Source organism: Pseudomonas sp. GXZC, from assembly GCF_026967615.1.
Lineage (GTDB): Bacteria > Pseudomonadota > Gammaproteobacteria > Pseudomonadales > Pseudomonadaceae > Aquipseudomonas > Aquipseudomonas azotoformans_A.
The window spans coordinates 1,570,371-1,589,046 of record NZ_CP114115.1 but is presented as its reverse complement, the minus strand read 5'-3'; the positions used below and the strand labels follow the sequence as shown (position 1 = coordinate 1,589,046).

General features: G+C 57.8%; 19 protein-coding genes. 1 reads left to right on the top strand and 18 read right to left on the bottom strand.

Annotated elements, in window-relative coordinates; translation table 11 throughout:
- Positions 1 to 838: 838 nt before the first annotated feature.
- The 12 genes from OZ428_RS07505 to OZ428_RS07450 all read right to left on the bottom strand — a co-directional run bounded on the left by OZ428_RS07505 (position 839) and on the right by OZ428_RS07450 (position 14,131).
- The gene (locus OZ428_RS07505) at positions 839 to 3,931 is read right to left on the bottom strand and encodes a host specificity protein J (RefSeq protein WP_269133028.1); all 3,093 of its coding nucleotides are present in this window, start codon (positions 3,929 to 3,931) and stop codon (positions 839 to 841) included.
- 59 nt (positions 3,932 to 3,990) lie between these two features.
- A complete protein-coding gene (locus OZ428_RS07500) occupies positions 3,991 to 4,569 on the bottom strand; it encodes a tail assembly protein (RefSeq protein ID WP_269133027.1) in 579 nt (192 codons plus the stop codon).
- Between the two features lie 43 nt (positions 4,570 to 4,612).
- Positions 4,613 to 5,383: a C40 family peptidase gene (locus OZ428_RS07495; RefSeq protein ID WP_269133026.1), complete on the bottom strand. Its 771-nt coding sequence runs from the start codon at positions 5,381 to 5,383 to the stop codon at positions 4,613 to 4,615.
- Between the two features lie 3 nt (positions 5,384 to 5,386).
- Positions 5,387 to 6,070, bottom strand: coding sequence for a phage minor tail protein L (locus OZ428_RS07490; protein ID WP_269133025.1), 684 nt, complete (start codon positions 6,068 to 6,070; stop codon positions 5,387 to 5,389).
- Positions 6,071 to 6,128: 58 nt separating this feature from the next.
- Positions 6,129 to 6,479 carry a hypothetical protein gene (locus tag OZ428_RS07485; protein WP_269133024.1) on the bottom strand — a complete coding sequence of 117 codons (351 nt, stop codon included), beginning with the start codon at positions 6,477 to 6,479 and terminating at the stop codon, positions 6,129 to 6,131.
- A 120-nt stretch (positions 6,480 to 6,599) separates the two neighbouring features.
- Complete coding sequence (locus OZ428_RS07480; protein WP_269133023.1) at positions 6,600 to 8,408, bottom strand: hypothetical protein; 1,809 nt, start codon at positions 8,406 to 8,408, stop codon at positions 6,600 to 6,602.
- Positions 8,405 to 8,743, bottom strand: a complete 339-nt coding sequence (locus OZ428_RS07475) for a phage tail protein (protein WP_269133022.1) — start codon at positions 8,741 to 8,743, stop codon at positions 8,405 to 8,407. Before OZ428_RS07475 ends, OZ428_RS07480 begins: the two co-directional genes overlap by 4 nt.
- A 42-nt stretch (positions 8,744 to 8,785) precedes the next feature.
- Positions 8,786 to 12,277, bottom strand: coding sequence for a phage tail tape measure protein (locus OZ428_RS07470; protein WP_269133021.1), 3,492 nt, complete (start codon positions 12,275 to 12,277; stop codon positions 8,786 to 8,788).
- Positions 12,278 to 12,281: 4 nt separating this feature from the next.
- Positions 12,282 to 12,536, bottom strand: coding sequence for a DUF1799 domain-containing protein (locus tag OZ428_RS07465; protein WP_371304172.1), 255 nt, complete (start codon positions 12,534 to 12,536; stop codon positions 12,282 to 12,284).
- 62 nt (positions 12,537 to 12,598) lie between these two features.
- Positions 12,599 to 12,988, bottom strand: a complete 390-nt coding sequence (locus tag OZ428_RS07460) for a phage tail assembly chaperone (protein ID WP_048375948.1) — start codon at positions 12,986 to 12,988, stop codon at positions 12,599 to 12,601.
- Positions 12,989 to 12,997: 9 nt separating this feature from the next.
- Complete coding sequence (locus tag OZ428_RS07455) at positions 12,998 to 13,645, bottom strand: phage tail protein (protein ID WP_094988703.1); 648 nt, start codon at positions 13,643 to 13,645, stop codon at positions 12,998 to 13,000.
- A 69-nt stretch (positions 13,646 to 13,714) separates the two neighbouring features.
- Positions 13,715 to 14,131 carry a phage tail terminator-like protein gene (locus tag OZ428_RS07450; RefSeq protein ID WP_169863119.1) on the bottom strand — a complete coding sequence of 139 codons (417 nt, stop codon included), beginning with the start codon at positions 14,129 to 14,131 and terminating at the stop codon, positions 13,715 to 13,717.
- A 110-nt stretch (positions 14,132 to 14,241) separates the two neighbouring features.
- Between OZ428_RS07450 and OZ428_RS07445 the strand changes: the two genes are divergently transcribed.
- Positions 14,242 to 14,781: an NUMOD4 domain-containing protein gene (locus tag OZ428_RS07445; RefSeq protein WP_053069982.1), complete on the top strand. Its 540-nt coding sequence runs from the start codon at positions 14,242 to 14,244 to the stop codon at positions 14,779 to 14,781.
- 9 nt (positions 14,782 to 14,790) lie between these two features.
- On the opposite strand, the gene OZ428_RS07440 is transcribed toward OZ428_RS07445, so the two are convergent.
- Genes OZ428_RS07440 through OZ428_RS07415 form a run of 6 tightly spaced genes read right to left on the bottom strand, consistent with a single transcriptional unit; the run spans position 14,791 to position 18,645 of the window.
- A complete protein-coding gene (locus tag OZ428_RS07440) occupies positions 14,791 to 15,387 on the bottom strand; it encodes a hypothetical protein (RefSeq protein ID WP_269133020.1) in 597 nt (198 codons plus the stop codon).
- Positions 15,384 to 15,752, bottom strand: coding sequence for a hypothetical protein (locus OZ428_RS07435; RefSeq protein WP_269133019.1), 369 nt, complete (start codon positions 15,750 to 15,752; stop codon positions 15,384 to 15,386). Before OZ428_RS07435 ends, OZ428_RS07440 begins: the two co-directional genes overlap by 4 nt.
- 17 nt (positions 15,753 to 15,769) lie before the next feature.
- A complete protein-coding gene (locus OZ428_RS07430) occupies positions 15,770 to 16,273 on the bottom strand; it encodes a DnaT-like ssDNA-binding protein (RefSeq protein WP_046382981.1) in 504 nt (167 codons plus the stop codon).
- Between the two features lie 59 nt (positions 16,274 to 16,332).
- A complete protein-coding gene (locus OZ428_RS07425) occupies positions 16,333 to 16,908 on the bottom strand; it encodes a hypothetical protein (protein WP_269133018.1) in 576 nt (191 codons plus the stop codon).
- Between the two features lie 49 nt (positions 16,909 to 16,957).
- Positions 16,958 to 17,926: a major capsid protein gene (locus OZ428_RS07420; protein WP_078825126.1), complete on the bottom strand. Its 969-nt coding sequence runs from the start codon at positions 17,924 to 17,926 to the stop codon at positions 16,958 to 16,960.
- Between the two features lie 11 nt (positions 17,927 to 17,937).
- The gene (locus tag OZ428_RS07415) at positions 17,938 to 18,645 is read right to left on the bottom strand and encodes a hypothetical protein (RefSeq protein WP_269133017.1); all 708 of its coding nucleotides are present in this window, start codon (positions 18,643 to 18,645) and stop codon (positions 17,938 to 17,940) included.
- Positions 18,646 to 18,676: the final 31 nt, after the last annotated feature.

The following is an 18,676-nucleotide window of genomic DNA, read 5'->3' as shown; positions in this document are numbered from 1 at the left end:
ATTGTTAATCAACATATACTCCCCTGTATTAAGCGGAGTAAATGCAGTCCAACTCAGTCTAAGAACGCCCTGCCCGGTATTTTCCGCACCCAGGTAAGTCCAGGACGTAATAGTCTTTGTAAACTGGGCGCAGGGATTCGAGCTATCAAACAGTAACGTCGACGCCCCATCCCATAGTCTTAATCCAAACGTTCCAATAGGCGAGGCTTTAAATGCGGCGGCGAAGTACGTCCCCGAATAGACTTGACCTGCAATTCCCCTGAAAGAGAACCCGGTCCAGGCTCCTGGGGAGCCATTGATAAGGCAAAAGCACATCGTGCAAGACGAGCTAGGCCTTACAAACACCAAGGGCGGATCAGATGATGTTATCACCGCTGGAAATGACACCGCCGCCCCACCACCGCCATTTGTCCAAGATCCTTTGTGAAGTACTACAAGCCTCGCAAACTCAGAGTCCAATGTAACCACGTCATTATTGTTTACAAACCTTAGACCGAAAGACATTACCGATACCTAGTGACAATAAGTCTTTGAGGCCCAATACCTAAAGGCGCCCCCTCGTTCGTGCCCGGCTGCCCAAAATATAAAGTCACCCCACCATTTCCGACGATGGGGATATATTGAATAGACGCAATATTTTGAGCGGACGTGTCATAAGCTGCCACCGGAAAACAAACCGCTGAGTGTGTTGCCGGCGAAATCCCAGGAATGGATATCCATCTAGTTCTGCTCTCGCCGCCCACCTTCTGTACAACGGCGCTGTAAACAATCCTGACGGTGAATGAACTTTCATCTAGCTCAAGGAAGCCAGTAGGCCCCCAGATTCTCATTCCGAAGCTCATGCTGTCAGATCTCCAAGCTGTACCCTCTTAACGTTGTTTTCGTCGTAGACCTTGATCGCCCGATTGGTCATCGTCAGCCGGCCACCGCCAGGAGCTGGGCCGTTGAACTCAAGGTTTCCAGCCTTATCCAGGCGCCACCCCTGCACACCGGCGACGTAGTTGTCCGATTGCAGGGCCTGGCCGATCTTCAGCATGGTGATGCTGCCATCTCGGATGAAGGCCGTATCGATGTACGCCGCGTTGTCCTGCACCACGAACGGGTAAAAGACATTCGTGGTGTTCGGGTCAACGATCGCAAACCTGCTCGCTGCTATAAGCACCTGGCTGGTGATGATCCCCTCGTTGTTTTCGACACCTACGCCGATACCGGCGAGATACGGTTTCCCGTCCACGGTGAGCTGCGTCTTGATGCTGTACATCGCCGCCAGGTCCGACTTCAGCGCCTCTATCTCGATCTGGGCACCGCCGCCAGAATCGATCTTCTCAAGCAGATGCTGGCTGAGCTGGGTCTCGGTGATCTGGTCATTGAGGTAGTCCAGGATAGGTCCTGCGTCCGAAGACGACTGGCCGTCAACCGGTCCGTAGAAAGCGCCCAAGTTGCCTATACGGTCCACCAGGCGCGCCCAGAAGAAGAACCGCTTGCCGGCGGCCAGGCCCATGATTGTCAAATCTGTTTGCGGATTTGCGTAATCACCGAACTTGACTGCGCTGGCAATATCGCTGGTCTCGCTGTACCAGATTTCAGTTCGCTGCAGGTCAGCGGTGCTAAGGTCCTGGGGAATCGACCACTGCAATTTGATGCCGAACACGATCGACAGCGCAGTGAATGACGATACGACCGGCGGCGGCGTGGTCTTGCCGTTCAGTACCGTCTCTGCCGAAGTCGCAAACACCGACCCAATGTCGAGCGAATTAATCGCACGCACCTTGGCCACGTAGCGCCCGGCGTATATTCCGCTCACGTCAATCGACGTGGTACCGGTACGGCCCGCGAAGATCCAATCGCCATCGTTCTTGCGCCAGTAAACCTCATAGGCGATTGCTGAGGTCGGCTTCTCCCAGGCGATCGTCATAACACTGACCGCTGTGCCCTGGTCTACGAAGTGGTCATTGCTGACTATCACATTTTCCGGGGGCGGCTGAACGCTGGGCGGAATTACGGTCAACGGCGGCTGCTCGATGCGGCTTCCGTTATCGATCGCGCTGTACTTGCTGGAGTTGTGGCGAACGGCTGTGATGCTGAACTTGATCTCGGTGTCGGAAAAATCCTCAACCACGGACATGACACGGAACTGCTGAACCGCCAGGGTTGGCGAATCGATTGCCCACATCGAATGCGTGGGAGGCAGGTCAGTCAGCGGCTCGGCCAGGACCACCTGCTGAACATCCGATGGGAAGCCAGTGGTGTCCATGGTGATATTGCCGTTATCCCAGGTGATGCCGGTGCTGTCCCACGTCAGCGGGTAGCCAACGGACTTCACCGCCCGGGATATGGCCTTGCCGTTCGGCATGATCAGCGTGATGGTATCGCCCGGGTAAGCGGTCACGTCGGCATCGAGGACGAGCGTATCCAATGTGGATGAACGCAGTCGGCCGCCAATGCGCCGGCCAGCCCGATCATTGTCTGCGACACGGATAATCTGCCCAGGGCGCGCCAGGGTGCCGTCCAGGCCAACCGAAAAACCTACACTCTCCGTCTCCAGGCGGTTAGTGAGCAGAGCCCACTTACCGATCCGCTGGGCCTGGGCTTGGGAAGTGCACCCCGTTGCAGTGATTTCTGTCTGCTGAATGCCATAGCGGCTGATACCTGCCTGATCATCAACATACTCGACCTTCTGCCGATAGAAGTCTGTCGGGTCGTTCCAACTAACCAATGCGACGGTGTAGCGCGTCTTCTTCGATGAGCCGAAGTAGCTAAACTTGCCATCAATGACGTTGGCGTTCGAATAGGTATAAACCGGATCCTCTGGCATATCGCACAAGGCAGTAACAGTGCCGCCAGCCCAGTACGCCATCCCGCGGAATGCCGTCGAAAGATCTTGCAGCACGCGTAAGGCGTCGGCGCGTACTGACAAGTAGAGATTGCAGGTAAATCGCGGGTGGGTTCCGCCCTTGCCGTCCGGCACAAGCTGATCGCAGTACTGGCCGATCCGGTAAAGCTCCCACTTGTCGACCTGGCCATCGTTCAGGAGGTGGCCCAGCCCATAGCGAAAGTGCAGAAGCAGGTCGTAGAAGATCCAGGCTGGATTATCGGTCCACGCGCTTTTGAAGCTACCGTCCCAGACGCCAGAGTAGATACGGGTCTCGGGGTCGTAATTGCTCGGCACCCGGATAATTCGCCCGTACAAGTCGAACGAACGTGTCGGGATCGACTGGAACTGTGAAGCGTCAAACTGGACACCAATCATCGCCGAGCCCGGGTAGCGCAGCTTCGCGTCGATTACTTCCGTAATCGCGTCGATGGTTGTGGTGTCGGCGATGGCGGAGCTGGTCGCGTTTGGGGTGGATCTCACCACGCGCACCTGCCAACCACTATTGGCTGGGGGAAGATCCACCCGGTGTGAACGCTCGTACTTCGTCGATGTTTTACCGCTGAACGATGAAATCACCATAGGCACGTATGGGCCGCCGTCGGTAGAAAGCTCGATCCGGTACTGCACGGTATAGCCATTGGTGTCGCCGTTCGAGGTGTTCGTCTGCGCGAGCCGAGGCACTGAAATTCGAACACGCTCGGCCGACAGCTGCAGGTTGGTAACAGCCCTCACCCAAGGCTGGTCATAACGAAGCTCTACGCCCACCCCTACCTCGCTTTCCACCGCCGGGAAGCCAGGGATATGCGTCTGGTCCTGGCTTCCCGTCCGGACATCGAGCGTCACACCACTGAAGTTCAGTGAACCATCCGCGTTGGCCAGCGGCGTTTCACCAAGGAAGACGGAGCGCATGCCGTCCACCAAACCTACAATTTCACCCTCACTCACCAGGTCCAGAATTCGGGCGTACGCAACGCTTTGCAGGTTGTCAGGGGCCTCAACTGACGGGCGCGGCTTATCCTCGCCGCCTTTGCTGCCGGCGATAGCTAGATTGGTCATGGCTTTCCTTCAGGCGAAAAAAAGCCCGCGCGTTGGCGGGCCTGGTGGTGGGTGGGCGCTTACATCTGGTCTTCGGAGTAAATGCCGGCGCTGATCACAGCGCTGCCAACGATCATCCTGCCGTAAAGCAGCGGGACGGGGTTACCCTGAACGCTGGTATTTACCGGCCCGTTGAAACTGTAGCTGGGCCGGTTGTTTGGGCCGTCCTGGGTGCCGAGGCCTTTGGCTTGAGGGCTGAGCATTTGCATCGCGCCACCGATGGTGAGGCCTATACCGAGTTGAACGGCCCAGGTTTGCCCGAAGTAGCTGCCAACAGCAATTAGAACGACCCCCACCACTGTCTGGATAAGGCCAGCGCGCTTGGAACCGGAAATTATCGGAACGATGCGAATCACATCTCGCCCGGTCGGCTTCCCCAGGTCATCCTCGCCGACGTTCTCCCTGCCGTTGAATATCGCGTAGCGCAGTCCTTTTTCTGAGCTATCCACCATGTGACGCTCAAAGCCAGGAAATTGCTTTAAATACCCAACTACATCGCGGAACCCGCCGGCCGTCGTGACGCGATGACGTCTCCCAAAGAGACGGCCCAGCGATCCAGACAGCAGAACGGTTTGCATCTTCTCGACTGACTGAGCCATTTTTTCTCCGAGCAATAAAAACCGCCAGAAAGCGGCCTGTTGATTAATGGGCGGCGCTGCGATGGCGCCAGTACCCGACCGTCACCTCGGACCAGTAGCCGCCGTACACGTCGCGCTTGCTGTCGCGGTTATAGAGGTGGTGCAGAATCGAACCGGGCGCCGGGTAATGTTGGGGCTCGGTCTTCAGCACTCCGTCGGCTAGGTAGATCGCGGCGTGGTTCGGAACCGGTGAGCGGATCTGCATCAGCACCAAGTCGCCGTGCTGCAGCGTCGATACCTTCTCGAAGCCGGCGGCAGGCAGATTATCCAGGTACAGGTTGCCGCCCTTATCCCACCAGCCGTCTTCGCGCTCGAAATCGCCAAGCTCGATACCCATCTCGCGGCGGTAGAAGTCGAGGATTATGCTCAGGCAGTCGCTAACGCCGTGCGCAAAGGCCCTGCCAATCAGCGGGGCCTGGTAACCGGTGGGCGCGAAACTCACCAGGTCGCCGGCGCGCACCACATCGTCGTCTCCCTTTCGGAGCTCCAGGATGTGCCACGGAAGTGCCGATGCCTCGCAAGAGATGCGATCGGCCTCGCTGGGTGATGCTGGGTAGTCCGGATGGCTGTGCACCACCGCCAGGATCGCGCCACGGTCCTCAGCGCCGGCGTAGTCCTCCGGATCTAGGCGGAAATGCTCGCTGGGCGTCGAGGCGGTATTGCGGCACGGCACGTAGACTTCCTTGCGGCCCTCGCGCACCAGCAGCCCGCAACACTCGCGGGGGTACTCGGCGAGCGCATGAGCCTCAATTGCTGCCTTGCTTGCTTTGTTCATGGGTTAAGCCCTGATCAGGCCGGCGGCCGGGAACGACCCGTACGGCAGCGGGTTATTGGCGCCGAAGCGAAGCTTGCAGCTGGTGAGCCGCCCGCCGCACTTGTCCTTGGCGGCATCCGTCACAATGATGTCGTTCTCGTCTGCCACCGGCGGCCCGTTGTAGCCACAGTACGGCCCGCGATATCCGCCGCAGGAAAGCCACCAGCAAACGTTGGCGACGATCTGGCGGCGCGGTAGCTGGACACCCTGGAAGTCCAGAGCAGAAGCCAGTTCAAACTGCACCACCTCATTGTCTTCCGAGGCTTTGCGCTCGACGTACCAAATGTCCGGCGGCATCTCCTCGTCAGGATCGGCCTCTGGCTGCCCGTCCAGGTATTTGCCCAGAGTGCGGTGGCGAATCAGCTTCGCGCCCACCAGGTCCTCGAAATACAGCACCAGGGCGGTGATGAAACCACCGACGTTGCCCACGGAGAGCGTCGGCGTGGGCTGCGCGCCCTGCCCTGTCATCTCGAACCCGCCGGCCTTGATCGGCCACGGCGAGTACTCCAGTCCCTGCCAGAAAATAGAGGATTCCTGGGGGTATCCGTGGAAACGGTAAAGCTCAGCGCCAAGCGCCGTGGCGTCTAGCTCAAAAAGCTCCACCCACGCTCCTGGCTCAAGCGTTTGGATGTCGGCAGTTATCGGCATGGCTTTCTCCAGGCAATAAAAAACCCGCCGAGGCGGGATTAGATAGTTTGATTTTTACCTACAGGCAGCCCTGTAGCGATGACAGCCTATTCTTTGCGATAGTATCGCTAACAACCACGTAGAACTTAGCCATAGACCCGCTTGGGCTGTCGTCAATATCTACGAAATAGTGAGAGCCTTTAGTAACAACCGTATAGCCGGTATTTCCCCACGACTGAACATATGAGCCTGGCGATCCATCAGCGGCGCTCTGGGATTGCCAAGCACCCTGCACACACTTGGATAGTTGCGATGAGGTTTTTTTTGAGCCAAAGGCCTGGTTCGAGCCCCAGCCACGCAGTTCGCCCATCGATGGCGCGCCGCATCCTGCAAGAAAACACACAACCGCCACTACTATCAATGCACGCATGATCGATTCCATTCCTGAAAGCAGCCAGTTTATCACCAAGCCCTAGTAGTGCGTAGGACTTGGCTCAGCTTCCAGCAGCTATTGAACTTGTCCATAGGGTCAGCATCTTGATATGACCAATCAAAACTTCAGCAGCGACAGCGAAGCAACAGGTGCGATCTTGGCATGGCCCTGCAAGTTGAAGTGAAGGCCATCTGCTTGAAGGTCGGTTGCGGGGTTTATTGTTGAGAACACATCTGCGAGATTGACTCTATAACCATCAGCTACAAGCATCGCCACGTTATCCGAGATAGCAGTGTTGTAGGCAATGGTGGTTGCATCAACGCCTCCGCCGGCGGCTGTTTGGCGAGCAACGTTCAACACGTTTACCGGTCGGCTAAAGTTCGCAGCATCTGGAACGGCGAACCACTCAACAAAGAATAGGTTTTGCGAGTCCGCAGTTACCGTCGTTATCGTAACTGTGTGCTGCCCGGCGGAAAGCCCGCCGAATCGATACAGCGCGGGACCATAGTTAGCGCCAATGATAGTGTTAGAGGAAAATCCTTGGGCGGTGACCGTGCCAACAACTACACCATCAATTCGCACCGTAGCAGTTGCACGTGTGCCGGATACGTTTGTTCTGGCCGTAGAAAAATATAGCGTGGTTCCGGTGAAGGTGAAACTCGCGACGGATCCAACGGCAGGAGAACCTTTAAGCGTGAGGGTTGGGTAAGCCGCCGAGTCACCCCAGTTACCCGTGTAAGTAATCAGTGGGTTGGCTGCCCTAACTTTACCCAGTTCGGGGATTGCGAGCCAAGCAATCAGGGATGCGTGAGCACGTTTGAAGGTGTCAAGATCATTTGCTACCGTGCCATACCTGCGCGAATCGTTGGTCCCGATCATAATTTGAGAGCATTCATTTACAGCGAGGTTAGTTGAATAAACTTGAGCAGCCTGATCCCAAGTGCATGCGCTATTAACTGCATTATTTACAAAGGGAATCTTAACTATTTCCGACTCGCGATTGATGTAATTGTATGCAGTCGAGGATAGTCCCAGCCCCACTGTATTTGAATCGCCAAACCCTTTAACGCTAACGTAAGGTTTTTGCGTTGAGATCGTCTGCCAAGTTCCGTCGCTTGCAAGAAAGCGTAGGTCACCAACTGATGGCGCCGGCACCAAGCCCTTGGTTCCGACCGTGCTGGAAGACGCGCCAACCATATCAGGTACGCCAGACGCAGAACCTGTACCACCCTGGCTCAAAGCCAACGGTGTAGTGAGGCCTGTAATCGCCGTGATGTCGCTATTGGCGCCCTTGTTGGCCTTGTTCGCAACGGTGCCTGCCAGGTCGCCGATCTGCTTCTGAAGCTTACCAACAGCGACCAAGATAGTGTCCGTGGTGACAACAGGAGTTCCAGTGAGCAAGGAAAGCCCAGAAAGGACCGCGCTAAGTACTCGAGCTCCACTGAAGTAAAGGTTCGTAGAACCTTCCGGCAAGCTGTCGGTGTTGTCTGGTCCGCCGCCTGAAGCGCCTTGTAGCACCCATTTTATATCGGATGCGTCCCAAATGAATCGCTGAACGTCCGCGCCGACCCCCGCATCCACGTCGCCGTAGTCGCCTGCGACCGGCGTCGAGACGCCGGCCTGCAGTGCGGCAAGCGAGATGAACGTGCCGCGATAGTGGGCAGGCTGCAAACCGGCGAGCTTGTTCTTCTCCCCGGTGGTGAAGTCTTCGGTGCTAAGGCCCTTACCTGCGATCTTGTCGACCTTTACGTCCAGGCCTGTCTGAAGCTGTACGTTTGTTACGGCAGCATCTGCAGTCGCCTGAGCTGAGGTCGCACGTTGGTCCAGCTCGGCGAAATTATCGTTGATGACCTGTCCACCTGAGCGCAGATCTTGACCAGTTCCGTCGTTCGGCCCCGATCCGATGTTGAGAGGGACAATACTCATGGGTGAAATGCCTGTTCGAAGGTTGCTGTCAGGGTGTAGACGCTGCCGCCCTTGTTGCTGGACTGATATTCCTTGCACTTAATCAAAAGATTTTCTCCGAATGGCTCGGTCCAGTTGAAGGCTGTGGCGCCTTTGTGTCTATTCAGAAAGGCCTTGATCTGAGCGATCTTGGTCTTCTGCCCCGTAAACGTAAGTGGCCATGACTCAGACTTGTTGTTGATTCCGTCCTCCGCCGTCTGCTCGTAACCGTCGCCGAATTTGGCTGACTTGATACGGAAGCTGGTGGTACCGGTTGGCTCCTTATCTGGAGTCCACGTGAAGGTTTCCGTAGCCATACGGCTCTCCAAAAAAAGGAACCCATACCGAAGTGGGGGCTGTTATCGACCGTTGATTGCCGCCCAAATTTGACCGCCAGGCCTCAGGTCTCGGGCAATTTGCTCCTGAGCGCCCTGTTTCGCTGCCTTGGCGTATGCCTGCGCCACCGCTTGGCCCTGCGCCTCCTCGGAAGCCCCTCCCCCCTGACCATCGGCAACAGTGAAGTTCTGCTGAATAACCACCTCGGTGCTCGAGCCCTGACCGCCGCCAACCGCCATAACGCCGAGCTTGCCGCCGGCAGTCCGGGTCAGAGGCATGATCGCCTCATCGCCGGCCTCGCCCATGACCCCGGTCTTGCCGTTCGCCATGCCAAAAGCCGTGGGCTTGCTGACGACAGAATTAGCGAACGCTCCACCATCGGCGAACATCTGGACGCCATTGGACCAGGCCCCTCCAAGTGCTTGCGGAAAGTACGTGCTGGAGTATCCAGCCGAGGACGCGCCAAGGCTGGATGAAGCCGCGCCGGCAGACCCTGCGGCCATTCCGTTTCCCGCGCCGCCGCCGAAGTAGGCGCTTGCCGCAGAACTGGCGGCCCCGAACAACGAACTGAGAGCCGATGACGCCGCTTGCCTGGCAGCAATGCGCGCCATGTCCGCCAAAATCGACTTGGTGAAGTCCGCAAACGAAAGCTTCCCGGTCATGGCGAAGTTAACGACCGCATCTTCCATCGAGCTGAACGCGTTGCTGAACAGGCTTTTTGTTTGCCCTGCCACATCCCGGGCACTGTCCATGTAGTTCTGGAAAGCGGCCGTTGCCCCGTTGCGCCAATCACTTTGAGCGGCCGACATCTGCTCATAATTGCTGAGCGTGGTCTGCGCAAGGTCGGATTCGCTTTTATTGATGGCAGCGAGCTTCTGGTTGTACTCGTCCGCACTCATGTTGCGCGCGGCGTCGGCTTTGTCCCGGGCCAGATCTAGGCGCTGCTGGTTGGCTTGGTCAGCAATGCCATTCAGCTCACCGTTGAGGGCGTTTTGACGGTCACCCTGACCAACGCCGAGCGCGGCCCGCTGCCCCGCCTGCTGCAACGCTTGATTCTGCCGACTCAGCGCATCGGTGTAGTTATTGATCGCCAAGGTTTGCTTTTTAAGGCGCCCCTCTTGATCAATCTCCAGCACTTTAAGCTTACTGTCCGCGTCCTGCTGAGCTTTAACCATGTCAGTGCGGGCATCGGCGATCTTTTTGTCGAGTTCGATCGCTTGCGCAGCAGAGGTGGTCTTTCTGGTTTTGGCTGACTCAAGCGCTGCTATCTCGGCCTCATACGCCGCGGTGATTTCGTCTTTCTCATTGCCTATCAGGCCTGCGCGCTTCCAGCCGTACTCTTCCTGCGAAACCAAGCCAGCCTTTTGCAGTGCATCCAACTCCTTTTGGGCGTTGGTGTACTCGGCGAGGATTGTTTTGATAGCGTTTTGAGAGGCGTTGAACTCCGTCAGGTCTACGGCGCCGACCGCTCCTTTTGGGACTTTCGGGTCTTTGTACTTGTCTTTGATGTTCTGAAGGGATTTAGCCACAAACTCTGCCTGGACCAGAGGATCGTCCGGATTGGCCTTCTTCAGCACTTCTACATCACGTAGATAAGCCTTGGTGAGTTTGTCGCGCTTTTCTGCATTTGTAAGGCTGGCATCACTAATTTGCTTCAGCCGCTGCCCGGCATCTATACCTTCTTTTTGTATTCGGTTTCGCTCGCCGAGATAGCTGTTTTTGGATTTCTCCGCATCAATTTGAAGCTCGAGATAAGCCAGCTCACGCTGATCATTAGCAATGTCTCTGGTCTCAATACCAAGCGATGCTACTCGCCCGCGTCGACCCTGATTGGTTGCGAGGCGATCCCGAATGACCTGCGCCTGCTGCTCCATGGTCAGCACCCGACCGATATTTAACGTCGCATCCAGCGCGCCGGCAGCCGCATCCTTGATCCCTTTCCATGCCCGTTCAATCGTCCCGAGGTTGTCGGTAATCTGCCTGGATCGATCTTGAACCGTTTCGGCGTAGGTTTTGGTGAGAAGGTCGGTCGCTGCCGTGGTATCGCCCTGCTCCTTCAGCGCGACAATTTGCGAGTAAACCGAGGCGGTCAGGAAGTGATATTGATCATTGAGTTCTTTTGCTGCCGCCACCGGGTCCTTTGCGATTTTGACGAACTCGGCAATGGTTGCATCTACCGACCTGCCAGTAGCGTCTTCCATTGCTGAAGCTGCATCAGCTATTTCCTTGAAGCTGCTACTTGCAATCACACCACTACCTGCGAGCTTAGCCAGTATGGCTGCCGCATCGCCGATCGTGCCATTGGTAGCGCTGACCTGCAGTGCCAAGTCAGCCAATTGCCCGGCGCTGGTTCCGGCATAGTTACCGGTGAGGATCAGTGCCTTGTTGTACTCATCAGCCTCCTTGCTCCCCTGGCTATAGCCATAGATCAGTACGCCTACCGCTGCCGCTGCGGCAAGTACGGCGAGCGCCATCCCTGCCGCACCAAGCGTCACGCCACTCATTGCTGGGCTGATCGCCCCTACGGCTTTCTGTGCGTTCTCAGCGGCCTCCGCTGCTGTGTTCGAGCTTTCAGCCAGATCAGAAAGACTCTCGCCAGCTTCGCCAGCACTCTCAGCCAAATCTTGTGAGTTCACTGCCATGCCGGCCAAAGAAGCCCCTAAATCAGCGGCGCCGGAGCCACCTGAAAACAGCGACCGAAACTTCTCCTTGAGCACGGTCAGGGTGTTATCAATGCCTCCAAACGAGTCCTTGATCTGCCCGCCCTGTTGGATCAACACCATCAGCGGGTTTTGCCCGCCTGCCAGGCTGGTAAATATATCGGTGAACTGAGCTGGTAATTGACGCAGTGCCGCCTCGGTTTGCTTCGCACTCAGGCCGGTTTTCGACAACCCATCGTCAAACCCGCCAAGGCTCTTGCGCGTCGAATCGATGCGCGTCGAGTAATCCTTGAAGGTCTCTGCATCAATCAGCCCGGCCTTGCGGTATTGCTCGAGCTTGGCCTGCTGTTCATCAAGACGCCCCAGCGCTGCAACGGCAGGATTGATTTGCCCCAGAAGCTTGGCCAGACCGTCGGCCTGCACTCCGGTCGCCGCTGCTGCTTGGCGGGTGGATTGCGCTTGTTGGTCTACCGTTCCAACCAAAGCGTCAGCATCCGCCTTAAGTCGCCGGTTGAGTGCAGCAAAGTCGGTGGTGGTGGCTCGAGCCGCATCCATGGCGGCGGTATTGGTGTTTACGCTTGAAGCCAGGCTCTTCAGATACTCGCTTGAGTCCAGAGAGGCCTTGGCCATTGCAAGCAGGCGAACCTTGGCATCCTCCGTGGTTTCAGCCAGTTTGGTTTCTGCGCCCGACAAACCAGAAGCCGCCGCCGAAGCCTTGTCGAAACCATCACTGATCCCTGCTGCTGCCTTTTCAGCTTTTTCACCAACCTGAACGAGTTTTTCCAGCTCGTTATTGGCCTTGGTGACTTCGCCGGTCTGCACGGCAATCCCAAGGCTCGCAATATCGCCACTCATGCCGTCACCCTTTATTCATTTGCTCAGACATGACGAGCATGGCCTCGGCTTCCAAAACCCGAAGGTCAGGGAAGAGCTTAATTGTGTGTTTTTTGGTAAAGCCCGAGAGGCTGGCGGTGTCGTAGATCGCCGAATAATCAAGGCCGGTAGCCCCGCACGCGCCGGTGCGCCACTGCGTCGACAGGGCTTCAAAAAGCCGGAATGCCTGCCAGTTATCTGGCCAGACTTCGACGGTGTCGTCGTAGTCTGTCGAGGTCAGACCGAACAGACTGAGCTGCTCGGATGACGCCGAAGGTTCATACAGCGCGCGACCGACCTCGATCAGTTTCCCAAGCGTGCCGCTTCGAATGCACCCTGATAGGCTTTAACGATTGCATCCCCAGCGCCCGCTGACGTTTCCACCAGCGCCCGAATGGATTCTTGGCTAAGTTTGACGTCATAGCCCCAGCCAACAACCAAGGCTTCGACCTGACTCACCTGGTGCTCGATATTGGCCTCAGTCAGCGCAACGATGGTCAACTCGGCGCCCATTTCCTTGAAGCGCACCTCATCCGCCTTGAAAGCCTCCTGCCACGACAGGAACAATGCAGCCAAGGCTTTACGGTCTCGATACTTGAACTCGAAAGGTACCTTGTCGGGCTCAGCGCCAACGCGAGGGATTTCAACGGTGACCTTGAACGTGGGGTTTTGCTGAATTTTGAACTTGGCCATGAGTGCTCCTTACACCAGATAACGGGTCGGTTCGGCCTGCAAAGCCAGGTTAACGGTGCGGGTCAGCACGTTGCTACGCGAGACCGTCGGCTGCTTGGAAAACGAGGTATAGGCACCGTAGAAAATGGTGTCATTGCCGGGTAGGTTCAGGCGCGCAGCTTCCACCTTCCGACCTGCGTCAGCGGCCTCCAGTACTTTCACGAATGGCTTGCCCGGATCGTCGGCAATGGTCAGCACCATACTGGCCGCCGATTTGTCGGTGGGCACTTGGCGGCCTTGCTTATCTTCCAGAAAAACCACGTCCGTGTACTGCTGCTCGCCGCCGGAAAACGCCACGTCGGTGATTTGCGGAATCTGCACCCACGTTTCGATCTTCTTGAGGGTGCCGCCACCGGAGCCCGCCGGGAAGCTTTGCGTGTCAGAGGTGTCAATATCCTCAAGAGTGATCGACACCGCTGTTGCGGCCTTAACACGTACAACGCGCCCATTGAGGGTGCTCCAGCCGGACTCAACCAGCACGATATCGCCCACCTCCAGATCGGCGTCTGCGACCGTGGCCACGGCTTCAGTGGCGTTACTGATCGCAGTGAACGCCAGAGCAGCGGCATAAGTGGCGGCGTGCTGGAACGTGCCGCCGTTGGGGAGTTTGTAGCCCATGGTTTTTACCTCTCTCAGAAATAACAAAACCCGCTCAAGGCGGGTTCGGGGTTTGCCCAATGGGCTGGATTAGTGGGTGTCGGCGCGATATGAAAACGAAACGGGAACCGTGTATGTGGAATCGCCGGTGATGCCGGGGCCCTGGTCGGCCGGCGACATCGTCACCACGGTGACCGAGCCCTTCGTGTCCCTGGCGTAGAGCGGGAACAGATCGGTCAGTTCAGTTGCTATAGGGTTCGTCTTGGTCTTGCCGGTGCCCGCCGGCGCGATGATGCTCACCTGGAACACGCCGGTGAACAGCCGGTGATCACCGCCGAGCGTGTTGCTGGCGGTGTCGCCCGGGATCGTGAACGCCCGCAGGTAGGTCTCGCCCGCCGACGGCGTGTAGGCCGTGTTCTCGAAGACGATCTTCAACTTCTCCGACCTGGCAGCGTTCCAGGCGATGAGCTTTGCCTCGTAGATCGAAGCGATGATTGCGTGTGACATTCGGAAGCCCTGTATGATTGCTCTGTGCAGCTAGGGTCGCCCCCGAAAAGCCGTCTAATCACCGGCCTGCTGCACTCCATTAGTGATTACCCTCTGTGATGGAGAGCAAAATGAATGAGATATGGAAGCCTGTTCCCGGCTACAACAACGCCTATGAAGCGTCTTCGTTCGGCCGCATACGCTCAATCGACAGAGTAGGATTGGGCCGTTTTCGCTCCGGGAAGCAGGTCGCGCGCAAATTTTCAGGCGTGGTACTCAGTCCCAGGATTAGCAATTCCGGATATCTACGCTGCCTGATGGCGGGAAAAACGGTGAGCGCTCATCGAGTGATCGCAGAAGCATTCATCGCTAACCCCTCCGCACTGCCTTGCGTCAATCACATAGACGGGTGCAAGACAAATAACCAGCCAGCAAATCTGGAATGGTGCTCCCACAAAGAAAATACGGCACATGCTCACTCAACAGGGCTTCTGGTTCCCAAAACGTGCCAAGAAAGCCACGCAGCCAAACTCACAGATAATCAAGTTCGAGAAATTAGGAACCTGATGCAAGAAGGCGTTTCTCAGCGCCAGATTGCTGCAATGTTTGGCATGAGCCAGCGCGCTATCGCTGCTATTAGCACGGGCCGGTCTTGGGCAAACCTTGCATGACGCACAGACTCATACCTGATTGTTCCTGATAGCCTCCAGCACGATCTGCTGGAAGCGGGCCACGGTTACCCGGACCATGCCGCCGGGCGCCTGGGTCGAATGGCCAAACTCCAGCGGGATCGCGTATCCGAGACTGTTAGTTATGTAGCAAGTATCGCCTGCTTTGAATTCGATGGTACCGGCGGTAATACGCGCCGTCGACTTGGCGCCGCTCGGGTCGACCTCTTCGGTCGTGGCGCTATCGGGGGCGCCGATGCTGAACATCCAGTTCCCGCGGAACCGGCCACCGACGTAGCCTTCAGGAGCGACGATATCCATGCCGTCGTGCACCTTGCGCCCTGGTCGAAGCCTGCCCGCCTTCGTCAGGTTGGCCGGATCACTACGCAGCGTCGTGTTGTGCTCGTCAACGGCCTTGTTGTACTGGATCGCCACAGCGTTCTGCGCCCAGATCTCCGGGCTACCCACGGGAGACATGCGGATCAGGCTGTTGCCGACCTCAATGATGATCTCGCGCAGACTAGCGTCGATGGCTTCCGTGGCCTGGGCGGCAAACTCAGCCAGGCTCAGGGCGAAACTACCGGACTGGCCGGCACCTGCCCGACTCACGACCGCACCTGCAGCTCATACAAGATCGGCGTGCCGGCCGGGTTGACCTCTTTCAGCGGTGGCACGATTGACCAAGTGCGCCCCTGAACGACCACCTTGTCCAGCAAACCCGGCACCCAGGACAAGCCCTGCGCGGCGATCTTGAGCTTCTTGTCACCCTGCCGGATGAGACTGTTGTTTTGAAATTCTTGGCCGGTGAAGTCGAGCAGGATGCCCTGGGCGATCTGTTCGACAGTTGCCCCCGGAGCTTCGCCGCCCGTCTCTGGGTCGTACTCGCCAGGTTCAGTCTTGCTGATGATTACGGGCTGGCCGAACTCTGTGATCATATCCAGAGCCATTACGGCCATTTCGTCGTAGAAGGCCATGGCGGTCTCCGCTGTGTCTATGCGCGTACTGCGAACAGCCCACGCTTTTGAAGGTAGTCGGCAAACTGCGTTGCGCTCGGACGATCAGGCGCCGCTGGCAGCAGCCGGTTACTGGTAGACGGAATAGCCGCATACTGTCGCGTCACCGCCCCCTCAACACGATCCAGCAGCACAGCTCCTTTGCGCTTCTCCACCGGGTCGATATCGTCCTGATGAATCTCAGCGGCCAGGGCCATCTGCCCGTACTGGATGCGCGCCGGCAGGTAGTTGTTCGGCTTGATCTCCTGATCCAGCAGCACTTCCCGGCGCGGCCAGGACAAGGCCTGCTCGCTGCTCATCTTGCGGCCTTTCCAGGTCTTGCCATCCATCGCCAAGGCGGCCCGGCGCAGCAATGCTTCCTGCTCGGGAACGCCTGCGGGGATGACTGTGCCGAATTTCACGGCATACAGGGCCAAGTCCTCAGCGCTCGCGTAGCTTTCGGCGTCAGGCTTGCCGGTGCCGTCCTCGATGATGAGTGTCATGCGTCAACTCGCTGGAATGGTTTGAAGATTGGCCGCCGGGTCGCCGGCAGCCAGCATTATCAGGCCTTGGGCAGATCAGCTACGAGCTTTTCCAAGGATTCCTTCGAGGCGTTGGCGCGGTACGGCACCTTCGCTTCGTCGAGCTTTGCTTTCAGGTCGGAGATTTCCTTCGCGTAGCCATCTTCCCGACCTGCTTTGTCGGCCTGCTGGAGAAGGTCGTCTACCTGAAGTTGCAGAGATTTCACCTTCTCAACTTCACCGTCACGCTCGCGAATAAGGCTTTCCACGCCGGCGTTTACCGCTTCGAACACCTGAAACAGGCGATCAGCGATCGGGCCAAGATCACCTTCGGGGCGCACCAGCGCTTGATCAGCGAATGACTCGACGATCAGGCCGACAGATTCGAGTTCGGCACGGAAGGCGTCGATGTTGATGCTGGAGTTTCCGCCATCGATCAGCAGTACCGTCGGCACTTCCTTGACCGTCACGTCGGGCACATCGTCGGCAGCATCTTCGCGGCTTTCGGTAACGCTTGCGTCGACGATGCGCAGGCCATTCGCCTTGGCCAGCGCCTTCACGTCTTCCTGGTACTGGTGGAATGGACCAGGCAGATACCAGATGTTCTTGTTGCTCATGATCGTGTCCTCGCCGAGCCGGGCACTGGGCCCGACTCAGCTGTCAGGGTTACTTGGAGGCGTCACCGATCAGAGCCACACCGGCGGTGTGCTTGATGCTGGTGGCGGTCTTGTCCCAGTTCGTCCCAGTGGCCAACTCGGCGTCGGTAGGCGACTTGCCGCCGGTGGTGGTGTCCCAGGTGTAGCCCTTCAGACCCAGGCCGAAGGTGTAGTCGGTCTGGAGCGTGGTTTCGATACGCTCCTTGCCGTTGGTGGTCTGGACGTTGCTGATGATGTCGCGGCCGTCGTGGACCAGCGCAGCGCCTTGCACCAAGGACAGGATGATTTCCTTGTTCGGGGTGCCGGCCTGCATCAGCGCCGGAGCATCCGTCACAACGGAGATCTTGCCGAGGATGTCTACCACGCGGACGTTGCCCGCCTGGAACAGCTGCTGCTGGTTCGCCAGGTTCTGACCTACCAGCTTGTGGTAGCTGGTGCCCTGCATCACCTGGGTTACCAGGTTCTGGCTTGCGTCGCCGAACTTCGCGTGGGCGTTGTTCAGGCCTGCGTAGGTGATGCCAGCAGTAGCCGACACATCGTTGACGGCAGCAGCCTGGGCGGTGATTGCAGCAACCAGGGCGGCGATCGCGGTGTTCAGCTGGTCCTTCAGCAGGATTTCAGCGAACGCACGGCTGGCGACCTCGATGCCTTGCGCGGTTGGACGCTCCAGCCAGGTCATCTGCGATGGCTCGTAACGGATCGGACCGAAGCCGCCGGCTACCTTCACCGAAGTGTTCTTCAGCTCGGTCAGATCGGTTGCAGCGACAGTAGCGTTCGCGCTGTAGCGGTCCACGCGGCGCTGGGCAGCGGCCAGGGTCTGGAAGAACGATTCCTGGAGGAAGTCACCAGTGAAGCCGTCCGGAGACAGCACGATCGCGCCACGGCTGGCGGCGTTGAAAGCGGCGAGATACTGATCCAGCGTCTCGAGAGTCGCCGGCATGATGTATTCGTTGAAAACCTGCATTTGCGACAGGGACATGAGTTATTTCCTTACGATTGAGGGAGATCCGGGAACCGGCTCGCGATCGCGGCCTGTCGTTCCTCTTTGGTGCCGCCGATTTTTCCTTTTGCGGCCCCGCCGCCACCTCCAGCACCAGCAGCCCCGCCGCCAGATGCCTTGCTACCCGCGATCAACGGCGCGAAGGCCGTGTCGTTTGCGAATTCTGCTTTCAGCTCATCCAGCGTTGCCGCCGAGAGCTTGCCTTGCTGGTCGAGGACGACCACAACAGGCTTCCCTTCGCGCTGCTCGACGCTCAAACGGCGCTCGATGTGCGGCAACAGGGCTTTGGCGCTGCCTGGGATTGCCAGGGCAGACGCGATGTCAGTAGCGGTACGGCCGACGGTCAGATCCCGGATCTGAGTGCTCAGCGTTCCACGCTCCTGTTCCAGCATGCCGTTCAGCTCAGCTTCGCGGCGGTTGTATTTTTCAGACCAAGAACGCTCAAGCTCCTCGACGTTGCCGGACTTGCGGGCGTTTTCTTCACGCTCCAGGCGGGCCTGGTCCTCGGCATCCTTGCGGGCCTTGTCGGCAGCCTTCTTCTCGTCCAGCAGTTCCTGGACCTTGGACTTCAAGCCCGAGACATCCTCAGGCTGCGGCAGACCTTCGATGCCGAGTACGAACTTGCCGTCCTTCTCGGTGTAAAGATCGCGCACGGCTTCATCTACCCCTTCCAGGGTATCCAGTTGGAATTTCAGCATTGGTTGTCTCCCAGAGACGTAGTTGCAGGCC

Bases quoted from the DNA above. Each gene is read 5' to 3' on its own strand.
- OZ428_RS07495 (WP_269133026.1), bottom strand. From the start codon at position 5,383: ATGAACAAAGCAAGCAAGGCAGCAATTGAGGCTCATGCGCTCGCCGAG.
- OZ428_RS07420 (WP_078825126.1), bottom strand. From the start codon at position 17,926: ATGTCCCTGTCGCAAATGCAGGTTTTCAACGAATACATCATGCCGGCG.
- OZ428_RS07500 (WP_269133027.1), bottom strand. From the start codon at position 4,569: ATGGCTCAGTCAGTCGAGAAGATGCAAACCGTTCTGCTGTCTGGATCG.
- OZ428_RS07435 (WP_269133019.1), bottom strand. From the start codon at position 15,752: ATGGCCTTCTACGACGAAATGGCCGTAATGGCTCTGGATATGATCACA.
- OZ428_RS07430 (WP_046382981.1), bottom strand. From the start codon at position 16,273: ATGACACTCATCATCGAGGACGGCACCGGCAAGCCTGACGCCGAAAGC.
- OZ428_RS07505 (WP_269133028.1), bottom strand. From the start codon at position 3,931: ATGACCAATCTAGCTATCGCCGGCAGCAAAGGCGGCGAGGATAAGCCG.
- OZ428_RS07470 (WP_269133021.1), bottom strand. From the start codon at position 12,277: ATGAGTGGCGATATTGCGAGCCTTGGGATTGCCGTGCAGACCGGCGAA.
- OZ428_RS07460 (WP_048375948.1), bottom strand. From the start codon at position 12,988: ATGGCCAAGTTCAAAATTCAGCAAAACCCCACGTTCAAGGTCACCGTT.
- OZ428_RS07445 (WP_053069982.1), top strand. From the start codon at position 14,242: ATGAATGAGATATGGAAGCCTGTTCCCGGCTACAACAACGCCTATGAA.
- OZ428_RS07490 (WP_269133025.1), bottom strand. From the start codon at position 6,070: ATGCCGATAACTGCCGACATCCAAACGCTTGAGCCAGGAGCGTGGGTG.
- OZ428_RS07455 (WP_094988703.1), bottom strand. From the start codon at position 13,645: ATGGGCTACAAACTCCCCAACGGCGGCACGTTCCAGCACGCCGCCACT.
- OZ428_RS07450 (WP_169863119.1), bottom strand. From the start codon at position 14,131: ATGTCACACGCAATCATCGCTTCGATCTACGAGGCAAAGCTCATCGCC.
- OZ428_RS07425 (WP_269133018.1), bottom strand. From the start codon at position 16,908: ATGAGCAACAAGAACATCTGGTATCTGCCTGGTCCATTCCACCAGTAC.
- OZ428_RS07480 (WP_269133023.1), bottom strand. From the start codon at position 8,408: ATGAGTATTGTCCCTCTCAACATCGGATCGGGGCCGAACGACGGAACT.
- OZ428_RS07415 (WP_269133017.1), bottom strand. From the start codon at position 18,645: ATGCTGAAATTCCAACTGGATACCCTGGAAGGGGTAGATGAAGCCGTG.
- OZ428_RS07475 (WP_269133022.1), bottom strand. From the start codon at position 8,743: ATGGCTACGGAAACCTTCACGTGGACTCCAGATAAGGAGCCAACCGGT.
- OZ428_RS07485 (WP_269133024.1), bottom strand. From the start codon at position 6,479: ATGCGTGCATTGATAGTAGTGGCGGTTGTGTGTTTTCTTGCAGGATGC.